At 66.4% G+C, this 13,999-nt stretch carries 14 protein-coding genes and 1 pseudogene; 3 read left to right on the forward strand and 12 right to left on the reverse strand.

Features of this window, described 5'->3' with window-relative positions; all coding sequences use genetic code 11:
* Window positions 1-13 precede the first annotated feature (13 nt).
* Together H9L16_RS14060 and H9L16_RS14065 are read right to left on the reverse strand one after the other, a co-directional pair.
* On the reverse strand, window positions 14-1,471 hold the full coding sequence (locus H9L16_RS14060; protein ID WP_187552277.1) for a serine hydrolase domain-containing protein: 1,458 nt from the start codon (window positions 1,469-1,471) through the stop codon (window positions 14-16).
* 136 nt (window positions 1,472-1,607) lie between these two features.
* Window positions 1,608-2,465 (reverse strand): PA4780 family RIO1-like protein kinase, encoded by an 858-nt coding sequence (locus H9L16_RS14065; RefSeq protein ID WP_187552278.1) that lies wholly within the window; start codon window positions 2,463-2,465, stop codon window positions 1,608-1,610.
* A 120-nt stretch (window positions 2,466-2,585) separates the two neighbouring features.
* Here H9L16_RS14065 and H9L16_RS14070 point away from each other — a divergent pair, with 120 nt between their 5' ends.
* Window positions 2,586-3,320, forward strand: coding sequence for an rRNA pseudouridine synthase (locus H9L16_RS14070; RefSeq protein ID WP_187552279.1), 735 nt, complete (start codon window positions 2,586-2,588; stop codon window positions 3,318-3,320).
* Here H9L16_RS14070 and H9L16_RS14075 read toward each other — a convergent pair whose 3' ends face one another.
* The 7 genes and pseudogenes from H9L16_RS14075 to H9L16_RS14105 form a co-directional block, all read right to left on the reverse strand.
* Window positions 3,321-4,865 carry an ABC transporter permease gene (locus tag H9L16_RS14075; RefSeq protein ID WP_187552280.1) on the reverse strand — a complete coding sequence of 515 codons (1,545 nt, stop codon included), beginning with the start codon at window positions 4,863-4,865 and terminating at the stop codon, window positions 3,321-3,323.
* A pseudogene (locus H9L16_RS14080) lies at window positions 4,862-5,671 on the reverse strand (ABC transporter ATP-binding protein); the annotation flags it as partial. The gene H9L16_RS14075 and the pseudogene H9L16_RS14080, both read right to left, overlap by 4 nt.
* A 163-nt stretch (window positions 5,672-5,834) precedes the next feature.
* Window positions 5,835-6,305 (reverse strand): YehS family protein, encoded by a 471-nt coding sequence (locus tag H9L16_RS14085; protein ID WP_187552282.1) that lies wholly within the window; start codon window positions 6,303-6,305, stop codon window positions 5,835-5,837.
* A gap of 48 nt (window positions 6,306-6,353) precedes the next feature.
* Window positions 6,354-7,121 (reverse strand): ThuA domain-containing protein, encoded by a 768-nt coding sequence (locus H9L16_RS14090; RefSeq protein WP_229796469.1) that lies wholly within the window; start codon window positions 7,119-7,121, stop codon window positions 6,354-6,356.
* 3 nt (window positions 7,122-7,124) lie between these two features.
* Complete coding sequence (locus H9L16_RS14095; RefSeq protein ID WP_187552283.1) at window positions 7,125-7,490, reverse strand: DUF6164 family protein; 366 nt, start codon at window positions 7,488-7,490, stop codon at window positions 7,125-7,127.
* A 22-nt stretch (window positions 7,491-7,512) separates the two neighbouring features.
* Window positions 7,513-8,409, reverse strand: a complete 897-nt coding sequence (locus H9L16_RS14100; RefSeq protein ID WP_233449393.1) for an alpha/beta hydrolase — start codon at window positions 8,407-8,409, stop codon at window positions 7,513-7,515.
* A 16-nt stretch (window positions 8,410-8,425) separates the two neighbouring features.
* A complete protein-coding gene (locus H9L16_RS14105) occupies window positions 8,426-8,797 on the reverse strand; it encodes a hypothetical protein (protein WP_187552284.1) in 372 nt (123 codons plus the stop codon).
* Window positions 8,798-8,976: 179 nt separating this feature from the next.
* On the opposite strand from H9L16_RS14105, the gene trmY reads away from it, so the two are divergent.
* Window positions 8,977-9,582, forward strand: coding sequence for a tRNA (pseudouridine(54)-N(1))-methyltransferase TrmY (gene trmY, locus H9L16_RS14110; protein ID WP_187552285.1), 606 nt, complete (start codon window positions 8,977-8,979; stop codon window positions 9,580-9,582).
* Here the strand turns inward: trmY and H9L16_RS14115 are convergent.
* The 3 genes from H9L16_RS14115 to H9L16_RS14125 all read right to left on the reverse strand — a co-directional run bounded on the left by H9L16_RS14115 (window position 9,576) and on the right by H9L16_RS14125 (window position 13,196).
* Window positions 9,576-11,168 (reverse strand): hypothetical protein, encoded by a 1,593-nt coding sequence (locus H9L16_RS14115; protein WP_187552286.1) that lies wholly within the window; start codon window positions 11,166-11,168, stop codon window positions 9,576-9,578. The two genes, trmY and H9L16_RS14115, sit on opposite strands and share 7 nt — an antisense overlap.
* A gap of 135 nt (window positions 11,169-11,303) precedes the next feature.
* Entirely contained in the window at window positions 11,304-12,389 is a 1,086-nt protein-coding gene (locus H9L16_RS14120) for a DNA glycosylase AlkZ-like family protein (RefSeq protein WP_187552287.1), read from the reverse strand.
* A gap of 39 nt (window positions 12,390-12,428) precedes the next feature.
* A complete protein-coding gene (locus H9L16_RS14125; protein ID WP_187552288.1) occupies window positions 12,429-13,196 on the reverse strand; it encodes a hypothetical protein in 768 nt (255 codons plus the stop codon).
* Between the two features lie 160 nt (window positions 13,197-13,356).
* Between H9L16_RS14125 and H9L16_RS14130 the strand changes: the two genes are divergently transcribed.
* The gene (locus H9L16_RS14130) at window positions 13,357-13,869 is read left to right on the forward strand and encodes a DUF6197 family protein (RefSeq protein ID WP_187552289.1); all 513 of its coding nucleotides are present in this window, start codon (window positions 13,357-13,359) and stop codon (window positions 13,867-13,869) included.
* The last annotated feature ends 130 nt before the right edge of the window (window positions 13,870-13,999 follow it).

Here is a 13,999-nt window from a genome sequence, read left to right on the forward strand (position 1 = left end):
TACTCCGCGGCGGTCACTGCCACCGCAGGGTCAATGTGCTGGTTGCGCCCAATCGGGCGACATGCCCCAAGTCGCCGTTGCCCAAGCGCAGATCGTAGAGGCCCAGTGGCGTGACCAAGGCCGCGCGGCCAAGTCCGCCCCCCGGATCAAACCCGACCAGAGTCAGTTGCCCGACATCGCGTTGCGGCCCTGCGTTCACCCATGTCGCGAATGGCCCCTCCGGCACCGACAGCATGCCCACGCACAGTCCATCTTCGTGCACGAAACGCACGTCGCCGGACAACGGCTTGCCGTCGAAGTCGCCCTGATATCGCATGGCCCGGAGCGGGCATGCGACTGCCGCCGAGGCGGATGCCAGTGCATCGGCCAGCTGGAAAGGCACCGCCAGCATCATCGTGGTCTGCTCGATCGACGAAACCCAGAGCGCATTCGACAGCAGGCTCGCAGACAGCCCGTACTCCGGCCACAGGACCAGCGCACTGCGCGCACCATTGGTGACGCCCGCGTGGTGGACGATGCGCGCGCCGTCCGGGTCGTGCGAGACCCGCCAACCGAAGCCCACCGCGTAATCGCGATCACGCACCGGGGTACCATCGGCCAGCGTCGTCGCCTGCAACATCCATCGCAACGTGTCGGGCGCGACCACCGTGCCCGCCAGCACCCGCGCACCGAACTGCGCCAGCGCTTCCGGCGTCCCCGCCAGGCCGCCGCCCGCCCATGTGTAGCTGTAATCGTGCGGCGCTGCCCGGCGCACCTGTCCATCGACGAATTCGTAGGCGCGTGAGGCATCAGGGTCGGCACCATCGGTGGCATCCGCACCGATCGCCAGCCCGGGCACCACGTCGCGCGCCAGGTAATGGAGGAACGACATGTCGGCGCCGGCCTCGACCACCGCGCTCAGCAAGGAATAGCCCCAGGAGGAATAGTGGTAACGCGTGCCCGGTGGCGACAGCAGCTGGCGATCGCGGAGCAGATCCACCGCGTCGCGTACCGATGCGTAGTGCACGCCGCCGCGCGCCTCGTCGATCGCCTGGTAATGCGGCATGCCGGAGATGTGCGCGGCGAGTTGGCGCGGGGTGATCGGTGCCCAGCCAGCCTGCAGCCAGGGCAAGGTGGATTGCACCGGTGCGTCCAGGTCCAGTGCACCTTGTTCCTGCAACTTCGCCGCCGCCGTGGCGGCGATCACCTTGGACACGCTGGCCAGGCGGAAGCGGGTGTGCCGGTCGACGCGCAGCCGCCTTTCCAGGTCGCGATGGCCAACACTCCCCGTCCACACGATTTCACCATCGCGCACCACCGACGCGCCCATGCCGGGGACACCATTTGCTTCCGCCAATGCCTGCAGCAGGCGATCCGATATGCGCGCGGGTGTTGCATCCGCGAGCTGATCTTGCACCTGCGCCAGCGCCTGCGGAGCGAAGAAAAGGGCTATCGCAAGAATGGCCACGTGCAACGAGGCGAATCGGGACATGGGACTGGTTTCCTTGGCTGGCATCGGGAACCAGCTGGAACGGGGCCATGCCAGCAACGTTGACCGCGCGACCGCCGCGACATCGTCGCGCGGGATCAACAGCACCAACGGGAGGACGAACCGCCGTCGCCCCCGGTTAATCCATCTCTTCGGCAGCCTCGCGGCCCTGCTGGCGGATCAGCGCTTCTTCGCGCGCATCGTTGATGGCGTGGCGCACGCCATCGAGGTCGATCGACGATTCGTCATGCACGAATACACCGGTCAACTCGCTGTCCGGCCGCAACTCGCCGGCTTCGAACAGCGCCCACATTTCCTCGCCATACCAGGTGTCGAGCAACTCGGGTGCCCACGCGCCGAGGCTGGCGGTGAGGTTGTTGACGTCGCGCAGCAGCATCGTGCGCGCGGCGTTGTTGCCGGCAGCGCTGACCACCTGCGGGAAATCGATCAGCACCGGGCCATCTGGCGCCACCAGCACGTTGTACTCGGACAGGTCGCCGTGGATCAGGCCGATGCACAGCATCTTCTGCACCTGGTGGATGAGGAAACGATGGAACCCGCGTGCCTGCAACGCCGACAGCTCCACCTCGCCCAGGCGCGGCGCGGAATGGCCATCGGCATCGACCACCAGCTCCATCACCAGCACGCCGTGGAAATAGCCGTAAGGCTCCGGCACGCGCACGCCGGCATCGCGCAGCGCGTACAGCGCCTCGACCTCGGTGTTCTTCCACGCGGTTTCCTGCTGCTTGCGCCCGTACTTGCTGGCCTTGCCGATCGCCCGCGCCTCGCGGCTGCCGCGCACCTTGCGGCCTTCCTGGTATTGCACGCGCTGCTGGAAACTGCGCTGGGCCATGTCCTTGTAAACCTTGGCGCAGCGGATCTCGTCGCCGGCGCGGACCACGTAGACGGCGGCTTCCTTGCCGCTTTTCAGCGGTCGCATCACGGCGTCGATCACGCCGTCGTCGATGAGGGGCTGCAGGCCCGTAGGGGTTTTCATGGCATCTCGAAGGGAAAAAGTGGTGCGGGGACAGCGCCGGAATGCGCGCCAACCCGAAATCCGGGGCGACAGAGTGCCTGATCGCTACACTGCCTGTCCCGAATCCCGCGGTGCCGCTGCATGTCCGACCCGGTTCACCCCCCCGTTCGACTGGCGAAACAGGTGTCCGAACTCGCCCGATGCTCGCGCATCGAGGCCGAGCAATACATCAAGGGCGGCTGGGTGTCCGTGAACGGTCGCGTGATCGAGGACCCGGCGCATCCGGTGACGACCCAAACCGTCACCATCGATCCCGCCGCGCAGCTTGAAGCGGTCGAGCCGGCCACGATCCTGCTGCACAAGCCGGTCGGCTACGACACCATCAGCGGCCGCAAGGCCGCGGCGGGACTCGTGCAGCCGGAGACCCGCTGGGCCGAGGATCCCTCCGGCGTGCGCCTGCTGGAACGGCATTTCCATCGCCTGACCCCATTGGTGCCACTCGATGCCGAAGCCAGCGGCCTGATGGTGCTGACCCAGGACGGCCGTGTCTGGCGCCGGCTGACCGAGGATGGCGACGAGATCGAACAGGAGTTCCTGGTCGAAGTCAGCGGCGAGATCGGCCCGTACGGCCTGCGCAAGCTCAACCATGGCCTGCACTACAACGGTCGCGCGCTGCCGCCGTGCAAGGTCAGCTGGCAGAACGAGATCCGCCTGCGTTTCGCCCTGAAAGGCGTGCAAGGCGGGCAATTGCGCGACATGTGCAAGCAGGTCGGACTGGAGGTGGTGGCGATCCGCCGCCTGCGCATCGGCAAGGTCCCGCTGGCGAAGATGCCGGTGGGCGCGTGGCGCTACCTGCCGGTGGGCGAGCGCTTCTAGTCAGCGCGCCTCCAGCCTGCGCCAGCCGAGCGCGAGGATCGCCAGCGCCAGCGGCAGTCCCAGCAGGTGCCACTGCAGGGTCGTCATCGGCGCGATGACCACATTGAGCAGCAAGCCACCCTGCACGCCGACATAGGCCGCGGCGAGCACCACCAGCTCGAACATGCGGCCGTTGCGGAACAGCACGCCGGTCGCCATGCCCCACAGCGCCAGCGAAATGCCGGTGGCCAGCGTCGCCAGCGCGGCCTGCGGATGCACGGCAGCCAAGCGCAACACGCCGGGCAGCGTGACGATCCACGCCATGCCGACGACCACGATCGTGCGCACCCACAGCATCCGGGCACGCATGCGCGGCGCAGTGAACACGAGTGCTGCGGTGTGCGTCTCATGCTCACGCAGGACCAGCCGCGCGAACACATCCATCCCAAGTATCCAGGCCGCGATGATCGCGACCGCAACGGCCTTGTCGGGCGCGAACGCCTGCACGCCCATCGCTGTCAGTATCGCCAGCCACCACCACGCCTTGCGCGGACGCAGGACCAGCCGTAGCTCTGCCGCCAGCAGCGCGCCGAAGCGACTGCGCTGCAACGGCGACAGCACCGCGTCCAGCCAGCGCAAGCGCGCACCATCGCCATGCGCTTTCCCGGGGCTGCCGACATGGGCCGCGCAGCGATCCAGCACGGGAATCGCCAGCGCCAGCAGCAGCAATGCCAAGCCCAGCCAGGCGCTGCGTGCCTGCATCGTCGCCGAGGTGATCGCCCACTGCGTCCAGTCCAGCAACACCGGTGCCTTGCCCTCCAGCGCCTGCTTGCCGATGCTCAGGCCAAGTTCCTTGCCGGCATCCACCATCGGCCATGCATGCGACAGGTCGTATTCCGCCACCAGCAGGCCGTGCGGATCGCCCGGCCATGGCAATTGCGCGCCTGGTGCCTGCTCCGCCTGCGACACACCGAACGACAACAACATCACCCACACCACGAAGAACACCACGTTGCCGGCGCTGCGCCGCAGCCACGGAACCAGGTCGAACCAGATCGCGAACGCGGCGGTGAGCGCCAGCGACGGCAGGGTCAGCACCAGCACCGGCTTGACCAGTTCCACCAGGTCGATGCGCAAGTCTTCGGCGCGCAAGACTTGCGCGACCAAACCTACCGCCAGTCCCGCGCCGACCAGCAGTCCGAACACCACCATGTGGCTCAGCCATTTGGCCAGCAGGTAGCCGCCGCGGCTCATCGTGGTCGCCACCAGCAATTGCCACGTGCGCGTTTCCAGGTCGCGCACCACGGTGCCGCGCACCAGGTAGAACCCGGCCAGCGACAGCGTGGAACTGTAGATCAGCGCCGCGACCATCCCGATCCATGCGCTGGAATAGCGCCCGCGCATGCCCTCGCCCACCGATACCGTGAGGTAATCTCGGTCGACCGCGGGAAAGCACCACCACATCAACCCGGCCAGCCCGGCGATCAGCAGCCAGAAGCGCGGCGTGCGCAGGCGTTGGCGCAGGTCCGCGACCAGCAACGCGATGACGGCACGCATCGCGTTCACGGCGGTGTGCCGTTGCGATGCAGCAGCCACAGGTAGGCGTCTTCCAGATCCGGTGCGACCGGCACGGCATCGCTGGCTGGCGGCTCCTCGCCCACCACGCGCACTTCCACCCCGTGCGCGCGGCGTTGTGCGCGGCTGATGCGCAGGCGCGTGCGCGCCTCGGCCAGTTGCTCCGCGGCGACCGTCCATTGCCAGACATGGCCGTCGGCCTCGGCCATCAGGGCTTCGGGGGTGCCGTGGAAGCGCAGGCGCCCGCCACTCATGACCGCCAAGGTGCTGGCGCTGGCTTCGATGTCGGAGACGATGTGCGTCGACAGGATGACCAGGCGCTCGCCGGCCAGCTCCGCGAGCAGGTGACGGAAGCGCACGCGTTCCTCGGGATCGAGGCCGACCGTGGGTTCGTCGACGATCAGCAGCTTGGGGTCGTTGAGCAGCGCCTGGGCGATGCCGACGCGCTGGCGCATGCCACCCGAATAGCCGCCCAGACGTCGATCCGCGACATCGTCCAGCCCGACCATCTCCAGGCACTCATCCACCCGTGCCGCCACGCCGGGTGACGGCAAGCCTTTCACCGCCGCCAGGAAGACCAGGAACTCGCGTGCCGACAGCGCCTCGTACACGCCGAAGTCCTGCGGCAGGTAGCCCAGTTCGCCCCGCAACGCATCCGGCCTGCGGACGATGTCCTCGCCGCGCCAGAGCACGCGCCCGCTGGTCGGCTTGGCCAACGTGGACAGCACCCGCATCAGGGTCGACTTGCCGGCACCGTTCGGCCCCAGCAAGCCAACGATGCCGGGCGCCATCGTCAATCCAACGCCCGCGACCGCCTCATGGCCGCCGCGATAGCGATAGCCCACCGATTCCAGTGCCAATTCCAACGCCATGCCCGCACACCACGACCTAGATGAGCTGGTATGTTAGTGAAGTAACACACCAAATCATGTGCCGATGGTCAGGGCTGCCCCTCTCAACTCAGGCGGCGCGCACCCGCAGGGTCAATCCCTTCAGGAAATTGCGCAGCAACTGATCCCCGCACAGGCGGAAATTCTTGTGCCCGGGCTGGCGGAACAGCGCCGACAGTTCCGGCTTGGAAACCGGGAAGCCCGCATCGGCGAAAGCCTGGTGCATGTCCACGTCGGTGAACTGGAACGCCACCCGCAGCTTCTTCAGCACCACGTTGTTGTTGATCCGTTTCTCGACCGGTCGCGGCGGCAGGGATTCGTCGCGACCACGCCGGTGGATCACCAGTCCGTCGAGGAAATGCGCCATCACCCGGTCGCTGCAGGCGACATGGCCGGACTCGTCTTCCTTGGTCAGGAACGCACGCAGCTCGTCCTTCTCGATCGCGAAGTCCGGGTCCGACAGGCGGATGATCTCGATCACCTTGTTGTCGCTCAAGTCCAGCATGTAGCGGATGCTGCGCAGGATGTCGTTGTTGATCATCGGTCCGGCATCTGGCGTGAAGTGGCGGCCAGTCTACCGAGGTCGACCTCAGCAGTCGTCGGACTGGCCGGTGGCATAGCGCAACCCGCGCGACAAATGCGCACGGAATCGCGGATCCGCATACAGCGGGATGTCGTGGCCCAGCCCCGTGTACCAAGCGCGTCCACCCAGTCGCGTGTGGCACCAGGCGATCGGATGATCCGCGCCCATCGTGCCGCCGGCATAGGTTGACTCGTCGGCGCTGGCGATGACATCGACGTGCGCGCGCGGGTTGCGGCGATAGTTGTAGAGCTCGTCGCGCACCTGCCAGCCTTCAGTACCGGCGAGCGCATGACCTGCTTCGAAGCGCAGGGGCGAGGCCTGCAGGCCCGGCGGATGGCTGTCGAACCGAGCGCCGACCAATTCGCCGTACCAGGCCCAGTCGTATTCGGTATCCGCCGCGGAATGGATGCCGATGTAGCCGCCACCCGCGCCGACGAAGCGCTCGAACGCCTGCTGTTGCGCGACATCCAGCACGTCCAGCGTGGTGTTGGCGAAGACGACGGCGCGATAGCGCGACAGCGTGTCGGCATCGAACTGCATCGGATCTTCGCTGTGCTCGACCTGCAAGCCAGCCTCGCCACCGAGTTCGCGCAGTGTCTCGATGGCGACCGGGATCGAATCGTGCCGCCAGCCGGAGGTGCGGGTGAATACCAGGATGCGCAGCGGCGATGCGACTGGCTCCGGCGCCGCTGCATGCCGCTCGCGCACGGCGCAACCGCCCAGCAGTGCGAGCAGCAGGAGCAAGGCATGGCGGCTGCATGGAAAGTTCCGCACCGATCAGCTCCGCAACAGCATGACCGGCAGCGCGACCAGGCCCAGCAGCAGCACAATCGCCACCATAGTCAGCAACACACGCAGTGGTTCGCTGCGCAACTGCGACCAGAACGTCTCCGCAGTGCCATCGCGCACGGCGGCCGCATATTCCGCGCGGGCACGCTCGCCGCGCACCTGCTGGTAATCCGCCATCAGCCGCTTCGCCTCGACGATCGCGGCATCCTCGGTGATCCAGATGCCGCCGACCGAAATCCGCCACGGGCCCGGCTTGGTTTCGTAATAGGCGATGCCGTTGGCATCGAGCATCTCGCGCACGTCATCGGCTTCGTCATCGGGGACGTTGCGCAGGTTGAGCAGGAGTTTCGACATGGCCCAGTCTAAGTTGTTGGCCCTAGTTGGGTGGGTACAGCGCGGGCAATACAACCGGGGCCATCGCACGGTAGATGGTCTGATGCGTCAGATCCGGGCGCGCGACCACCTGCCACGCGAGGTGCCGCGGAGATGCAGCGACCAGCGCACGTTCCAAAGATCGGGTATGCGGGCCGATCATGTCCGGCTCCGCCCATGCCACATACAGCCTGGCCGATATATCGGGATGCGCCGCCAGCCATGCGGGCGCATCGGATACCAGCTTGCCCGCGTTCCACCAGAGGCTCGGATCCAGCGCGATGTAGGTGTCGAACATCCCGGGCGACGCAAACAGGGTTTCCACGACGAACAAGCCCGCTGCCGACTCACCGATGATGCCGCGTTGCCCGCTGCCGGGATACATCCCCTCGACGTAGGGAATCAGCTCGCGCTCGATGAAGCGACGGAACGCAGCCGATCCACCCACCACGGCGGCAATCTTGCGGTCTTCGTCCACCGTCGTCGGCCCGGTCATGTCCCGACGGCGCTGGGTATTTTCGATACCGACCAGGATGACGGGCGCCATTTCCCCCTGTCTGATGGCGGTATCGATGGTGTTGGCCACATGCGGGAAATCCTCGACCACCCCACCGTCGGGCATGTAGATCACGGGATAACGGCGGCCCGCTTGCCGATCCGATGGCGCATACACGTTGATGCGCCGGACTTCATCCAAGACCTCGGATGCAAGCGTGAACGATGCGTATCGAGGCCGCGTTTCCGCCACCGACTTCGCGCATCCCGCCAGCCACCCGCCGGCAAGCAACACGACAATCAAGAATCGTGCAAGCCGCTTCGCTTCAAACTGCCCGTGCATCTTTAATTCCGGAGATCGAATGCAATCAAGCGAAGCATAGAGCCGGCAGCAAGCCGGCAACAAGGCATTTCAATCGCGGTCAGCCCAGTGGTTGCAAGCGGTGTTCGGCGCGCTCGCAAACCACTACATCGCCGTCTTCGGTCACGCTGCCGACGGCCCGCACGCGCTGGCCGACGCGCATCGCCGCGACATCGATCTGCCCCGCCTTGCACAGGTTCCAGCGCGCCGGCAGTTGCACCGACACCGTGCCATGCGCCGCGGTCTCCAGCAGAACGACGGCATTGCCATCGTAGGCCCACGGCTGGGTGTCGATGGAGGTGATGGTGCCTTCCAGCGTCGCCTGGCTGCCTGCCAGGAGTGTGGATGTCGATGGCAGGCTGGCGCAGCCCGCTGCAGCAAGTGTCGCGGCGACGATTGCGGCCTGGACGCCGCGATGGAAAAGGAGGGACATGGCCATTCCGATGAGAGCGAAGAACGCGCGACCCTAGCGCATCGAATGCAAAGGCCGTGACAAGGCGACGAATGCGCGATGACCTCAACGGATCGCAGGGATGTCGTGCGACTGCATTTGCAGGGACAATGCGTGCAGGCGCGCCCTGCGCCGGACTCAACGATTCGACCAGGACACCCATGCGAACCTTCGTTCTGCGCGCGCGGGCGGCACCCACCGACAGCCGGAAACTGCTGGCTTCCGTCGGCACGGGCGCGCATGCGGAGATCCTGGCGCATACGCTGATGAACGCGGTCTTCGTCGCCCAGTCGCATCGCGCCGACGTGGTGGTCTACCTGGTACTGGAAAGCACGCAGGATTACTCGCGCACGATCCGCTTCGAGCCCGACGGCATGCGCGACATCGGCGGCTTCGACGAGCGCGCATTGCTGGGCAAGATCGCAAAAGCGCTCGACGCATCGCGCGGCATGGGCAAGGAAGAAGCCCGGCCGGTCGAATCGGGTGTCACGGTACGCACCGTGAGCTTCGAGCGGCTGGTGCAGGAACTCGCCGTGGACCACCAGTTGTTCGTGATGGACCGCAAGGGCGCATCGATCCGCGAGCAGGCATTAGAGGGCAATCCCTGCTTCCTGCTCACCGACCATATCCCGATGCCGAAGAAGACCTTCCACAGTCTGGAACGGCTCGGCGCGAAGAAACTCACCCTGGGATCGAAGATGCTGTTCGCCTCGCAATGCGTGGTGCTGATCCACCACGAACTGGATCAGCTAGCGCGCGCTCAGTAGCGCGAACCGATCTTGTTGAGCGAGTTGATGAGCTGGGTCTTGTATTCGGTCTCGCGGCGGATGACGTCCGAACGGCGCGTCTCGTAGTTCGAGGTATTCGGCAGGGGCACGAGCCCCGTGCTCCCTGGCGGCCCTGCGGTGTACGCCGCCCCGGGATGCCTCCTTGCCCACTCCCGCCGCATTTCCTCGCTCTTGCGCTCCCACTCCTCGCGGTACGCCTTGGCCTGCGCCTCACTGGCGGTGTAGGCCGCCAGCTTCTTCGCGATGCGCTCGTCGTCCGCCTCGTCACGGGCCACGATATCGGCGCGGGCATCGACATCTTCCTGGTAACGAGGTGAGGCGAGGAAGGCGCGGATGCGCTCTGCCGCCTCGGCACGCAGCTTGGGATCGTCGAGGACCACATAGTCCTCCGCCAGCGGCCCGTCCTCGGTCCATACACCAAGCGTCCTGCGGTGAGGCGCCAGGATCGCCATGGGCATGCGGGTGATGACGCCAAGCACGACATCGCCACCAACAAGATCCAGGTGGGCTTTCTCGATCCGCGGAACGTCTTTGTACTTGTCCGGCCAGATCCATTCCACGCGGGTTCTTGACGCACCGGCGCGCATCCGACCGTAAGCCACCTTTCCACCCTCGAACCGGCCCTGGAACACGGCCGTTTCCTTGACCAGGACGCCATTGCCGGACGCCTTCAAGGCTTTCCCCTGGGGCCTCTCCTCCGGAAAGTCACCGAAGTAAAACGCAGGATCGGAACCGCGCCCGATGTCCAGCGGAATCTCCTCGTAAGGGCTGTGGACCGCCACGAAGCCCCGCACCAGGCGGCCCTCCTTCCATTCACCGACCTGCAGGAAGCTGGTGGGGATCTCCGACGTGCCATTCACGCGGACGCGATACATCGAGGGCACATTCGTGGTCCTGCGCGACACACCCCAACCCTGGCGCTTGCCCGCCTGGAAGAAGCCGATGTAGTCGTCCCCGGGGCCTTGCTGCACACCGATGCCCTGCAGACGTCCCATGCCATCCCGCTCACCCAGGCTGAGCAGCGTCCCGGGTGGCAGCAAGTACCCCCTTTCAACGACTTCGGTCGTCGCCGTCATGTGGGGCACCCGTCCCAGCGGGCGCAGACCGCAAGGGGCCTCGAAGTTGGGTTCAGGCAACGCAGCCGCCTGTCCCTTGGCGCGTCCGGCCTGCAGGGCAAGCGTCCCGAACCAGACCGTCCCGTCCGGCTTGCGAAACAGGCCCGGGAGGAACCTGCGCGCGGGGCCGGTACCGAATGCCTCGCGCCACTCGAAGCCCAGATACCAGGACGTCTCGGTCGTGTGCAGCCGGCGCGCACTTCCATCCCGCCCGATGAAGGCTTCCGACAGCCCGGCATCCTTGAAAGGACTTTCCAGCAGGCCGGAAGCGCCCCCGACGGCCGAGACAGCCGGGGTCATCCCGCCCACGCACTCCGCGGTGTTCACCTTCTTCCAGGCCGCGCGCGCCTCGGCTTCGCCCGCTGGCGTCGCGGCAATCGCCGGAGCCACGCAGGCGGCAACCAACAGGAGCGCAACCAGGCCCCCTGCGCGGGAGTTGAACGTGGTCATGGCGCAAAACTCCTGCGAAAAGACGGCCGAACCGCGTGCCCGGAAGACGTAGCGTGTCGCTCTCTGCGCCCAGGCAAGATGGCGAACAGGGGACATATATAACCGATAGCCATCGAACAGGCTTTGCAGCGCCTTTCAGTCAAGAAAGCAAGTCATCCGCTGCAGTTCGTGGTCCAGCGCATTGCGGAAAACGCGATCCTTCGGCGCACGTTCGGCATAGCCGAGTTCCGCTTCCACGCGTCCATCGCGGACAGCGACGTTCGCCCAGCCGATCACGCGATCGCACCACAGCATCGGCAAGGCGTAGTAGCCGAATGTGCGCTTGGCCGCGGGCGTATAGGCCTCGAACTTGTAGGTCCAGCCCCACAACAGCTCGAAGCGACGACGGTCCCAGACCACGGGGTCGAACGGGGCCAGCAGTCGCACTGCGTCATCAACGGCGTGACGCCGCGTCTTCGGGTTTTCACCGGCAGGCCAGTACCAGGTGACGCCATCGATGCGGACGCTCGGCAGGGATTCGCGCGCTTGCCTGAGCGCAGCCTGGATCTGCGTCGACAGGTGCGGCGCACCGTAGCCGAGCAACCTCGCCAGGTAGGTCAGGCTGGCTGCGGGCAACGGCGCGTATTTGCGCACGACCAGATCGACCAGTGCGGCGGCACGACGCGCGCGTCCTTCGGCGCTGTCATCGGCAGACGGATGCGCAACTGCCTCGTAAACGCGGATGCCGCCGTCGCGGCGTTGCACGCGCAGCAGGCCACGATAGTGCAGGCCGTCGAGCAATTGCGTGCTCGCGTTGCTGGAACCGCCCCAGTAGTTGCGCACCCGGCCATGGGCGAAGTGCTGGTCGACCTCGCGCGGGTGCACCGGCCCGTGTTCGCGCACGAAGGCCAGCACATCGGCCGCCCGACGTCTGGTCGCGGCATCCCACACGCGACGAGGCTCGCGCGGATGCATGAGGGCGAGGTGCTCGCGCGGCAGGAAACCGTAATTGACCAGGCAGTCCTCTTCCACTGCGAGGCGCGGATAGCGCCGTTCCAGGTCGCCGGCGCGGTAGTCCTTGACCCGATGGCGCAGGGTCAGGTCCTGCGCGCGCGCCGGCGCGCGGATCGGATCGGCCTGCACGAAACCCAGGCGCTGGATCGCGCGCGGCAGCGTGGTCGGCTTGAACAGCGTGCGGGCGATCGCATAGCGGCGCAGCGCGTCGAGGGTGGGATCAGGCATGCGCGGATTGCAGCACACCACGGGACAGTGCGTCAGCGATTATCCCGAAGAACTGCCGTGGGCCGCCGTGGCGGCGTTCCGCTCCTGCTCGGTGGCCAGCTTCGGGACGGGTAGCGTAGCGAAGTCGATGGGCCGGAACACCGGCAGTTGCGTCGGCGGGAATCGCGCCCAGCGCGCTTCGGTGCGCGAATACAGGGTGATGCCGCGGCAGCCGTCGCCGCACCAAAGCGGCAGTTCGACCCGGCGGACTTCATGGTCTTCGCGCAGCAGCAGGCCGCCGCCGACGTCGCGGGCCAGTTGATGCGCATCCGACATCGCCATCCAGCCATCGCTGCATTCCAGACTGAGCTCGAACGCCCGAACCGGCGTGGGGCCCGGCACCGACGATGCCAATGCGACCGCAGGCGTGCCCGGCTCGACTGGATACGACAGCACATCGCGCGCGCCACGCCACCACACCACGTATTCCGCGTCGTCGCGCCAGGCGAGCGTGGCCACCTTCGATTCGATCTCCTTCGATGTCCACCACATCGCGAGACGCAATGCCGCGCCCTGCCCGGCGAACTCGATCGCGGAGGATTCCTTGTCGACCAGTGCGCCGAAACGCGCCAGCGCCGGCTCGCTGCCGGCATCCACCACGCTGGAAAACGTGCCGGTCAGGTCCGGGCACGCGGGCATCCCCGGCATGCGCGCGGTATCGATGGCCGGAAAATTCGCAGGAGGCGGCTGGTCGCCGCGTTGCACGCAGCCGACGAGCAGCAGCAAGGCAAGTGGCACGCAGGTGTTGCGTTGCAAGGATGCGGACATGGGAACGCGGGCTGGTCGGGACGGCCACCATAGCGGTTCCCGCACCGCCGCGATCCGATTCGGGCCTCTGCCCGTTTCCCGCGTGTTTTCCCGTATCGAGATCATCGGCGATGCTGATCTGCCTCGCCGGCCTCATCGACCCTCAATCGGACACCTGCCCATGTCATCGCACCGCATCCTCCCGTTCGTCCTGCTGATGTCCCTGACTGCCTGCACGACCACCGAAGCTCAGACACCGGCCGCGCCTGCATCGCATCCACGGGAAAAATTCGGCGACCCGGTTGAATACGAAAGGCGCGACGTCCCCGTTTCCATCGAGGATCTCAAGACACTGGAGCGTGCTTCCGAACTGCTGGGCAACGAGTCCGTCTGGAACCGCAACGACGACCGCCTCTGCACCGACGACGAAGCCATGAACAAGCGCAGCCTGTTCTGCGCGCTGCATCGCGCGTCCGCGGAATCCTATGGCTCGCATGATTCTGCGCGGGTGGCAGACCATCGACGGGTCGCGTTGCAGGAAGTCCGGTTCGCGGTGGAAGAAGCCACCCGAGGCCGCGATCTGAACCACCGGCTGATGGATTTCAACAATCTGCCGGAAACGCGCTTCGCCGATATCCAGGGCGTCCTGGCACGCGCGACGGAACGGGTGCGCGCTCGATTGGCGGCGAAATGACGACATGAGCAGCTTCGAGCCTGGCTGGATACCCTGGCCGCGCTGGAACTGATGGTGATGGAACCCGCGTTGGTGGATGCCCCTGCAGGATCCGGCTCGCCAGCGCTGTAACCGGCGACCCGCTCGCGCG

Origin of the sequence: Thermomonas carbonis, from assembly GCF_014396975.1 — a bacterium.
In the GTDB taxonomy this organism is placed as follows: Bacteria; Pseudomonadota; Gammaproteobacteria; order Xanthomonadales; family Xanthomonadaceae; genus Thermomonas; species Thermomonas carbonis.

Bases quoted from the DNA above. Each gene is read 5' to 3' on its own strand.
- H9L16_RS14060 (WP_187552277.1), bottom strand. From the start codon at position 1,471: ATGTCCCGATTCGCCTCGTTGCACGTGGCCATTCTTGCGATAGCCCTT.
- H9L16_RS14065 (WP_187552278.1), bottom strand. From the start codon at position 2,465: ATGAAAACCCCTACGGGCCTGCAGCCCCTCATCGACGACGGCGTGATC.
- H9L16_RS14070 (WP_187552279.1), top strand. From the start codon at position 2,586: ATGTCCGACCCGGTTCACCCCCCCGTTCGACTGGCGAAACAGGTGTCC.
- H9L16_RS14085 (WP_187552282.1), bottom strand. From the start codon at position 6,305: ATGATCAACAACGACATCCTGCGCAGCATCCGCTACATGCTGGACTTG.
- H9L16_RS14095 (WP_187552283.1), bottom strand. From the start codon at position 7,490: ATGTCGAAACTCCTGCTCAACCTGCGCAACGTCCCCGATGACGAAGCC.
- H9L16_RS14105 (WP_187552284.1), bottom strand. From the start codon at position 8,797: ATGTCCCTCCTTTTCCATCGCGGCGTCCAGGCCGCAATCGTCGCCGCG.
- trmY (WP_187552285.1), top strand. From the start codon at position 8,977: ATGCGAACCTTCGTTCTGCGCGCGCGGGCGGCACCCACCGACAGCCGG.
- H9L16_RS14115 (WP_187552286.1), bottom strand. From the start codon at position 11,168: ATGACCACGTTCAACTCCCGCGCAGGGGGCCTGGTTGCGCTCCTGTTG.
- H9L16_RS14120 (WP_187552287.1), bottom strand. From the start codon at position 12,389: ATGCCTGATCCCACCCTCGACGCGCTGCGCCGCTATGCGATCGCCCGC.
- H9L16_RS14125 (WP_187552288.1), bottom strand. From the start codon at position 13,196: ATGTCCGCATCCTTGCAACGCAACACCTGCGTGCCACTTGCCTTGCTG.
- H9L16_RS14130 (WP_187552289.1), top strand. From the start codon at position 13,357: ATGTCATCGCACCGCATCCTCCCGTTCGTCCTGCTGATGTCCCTGACT.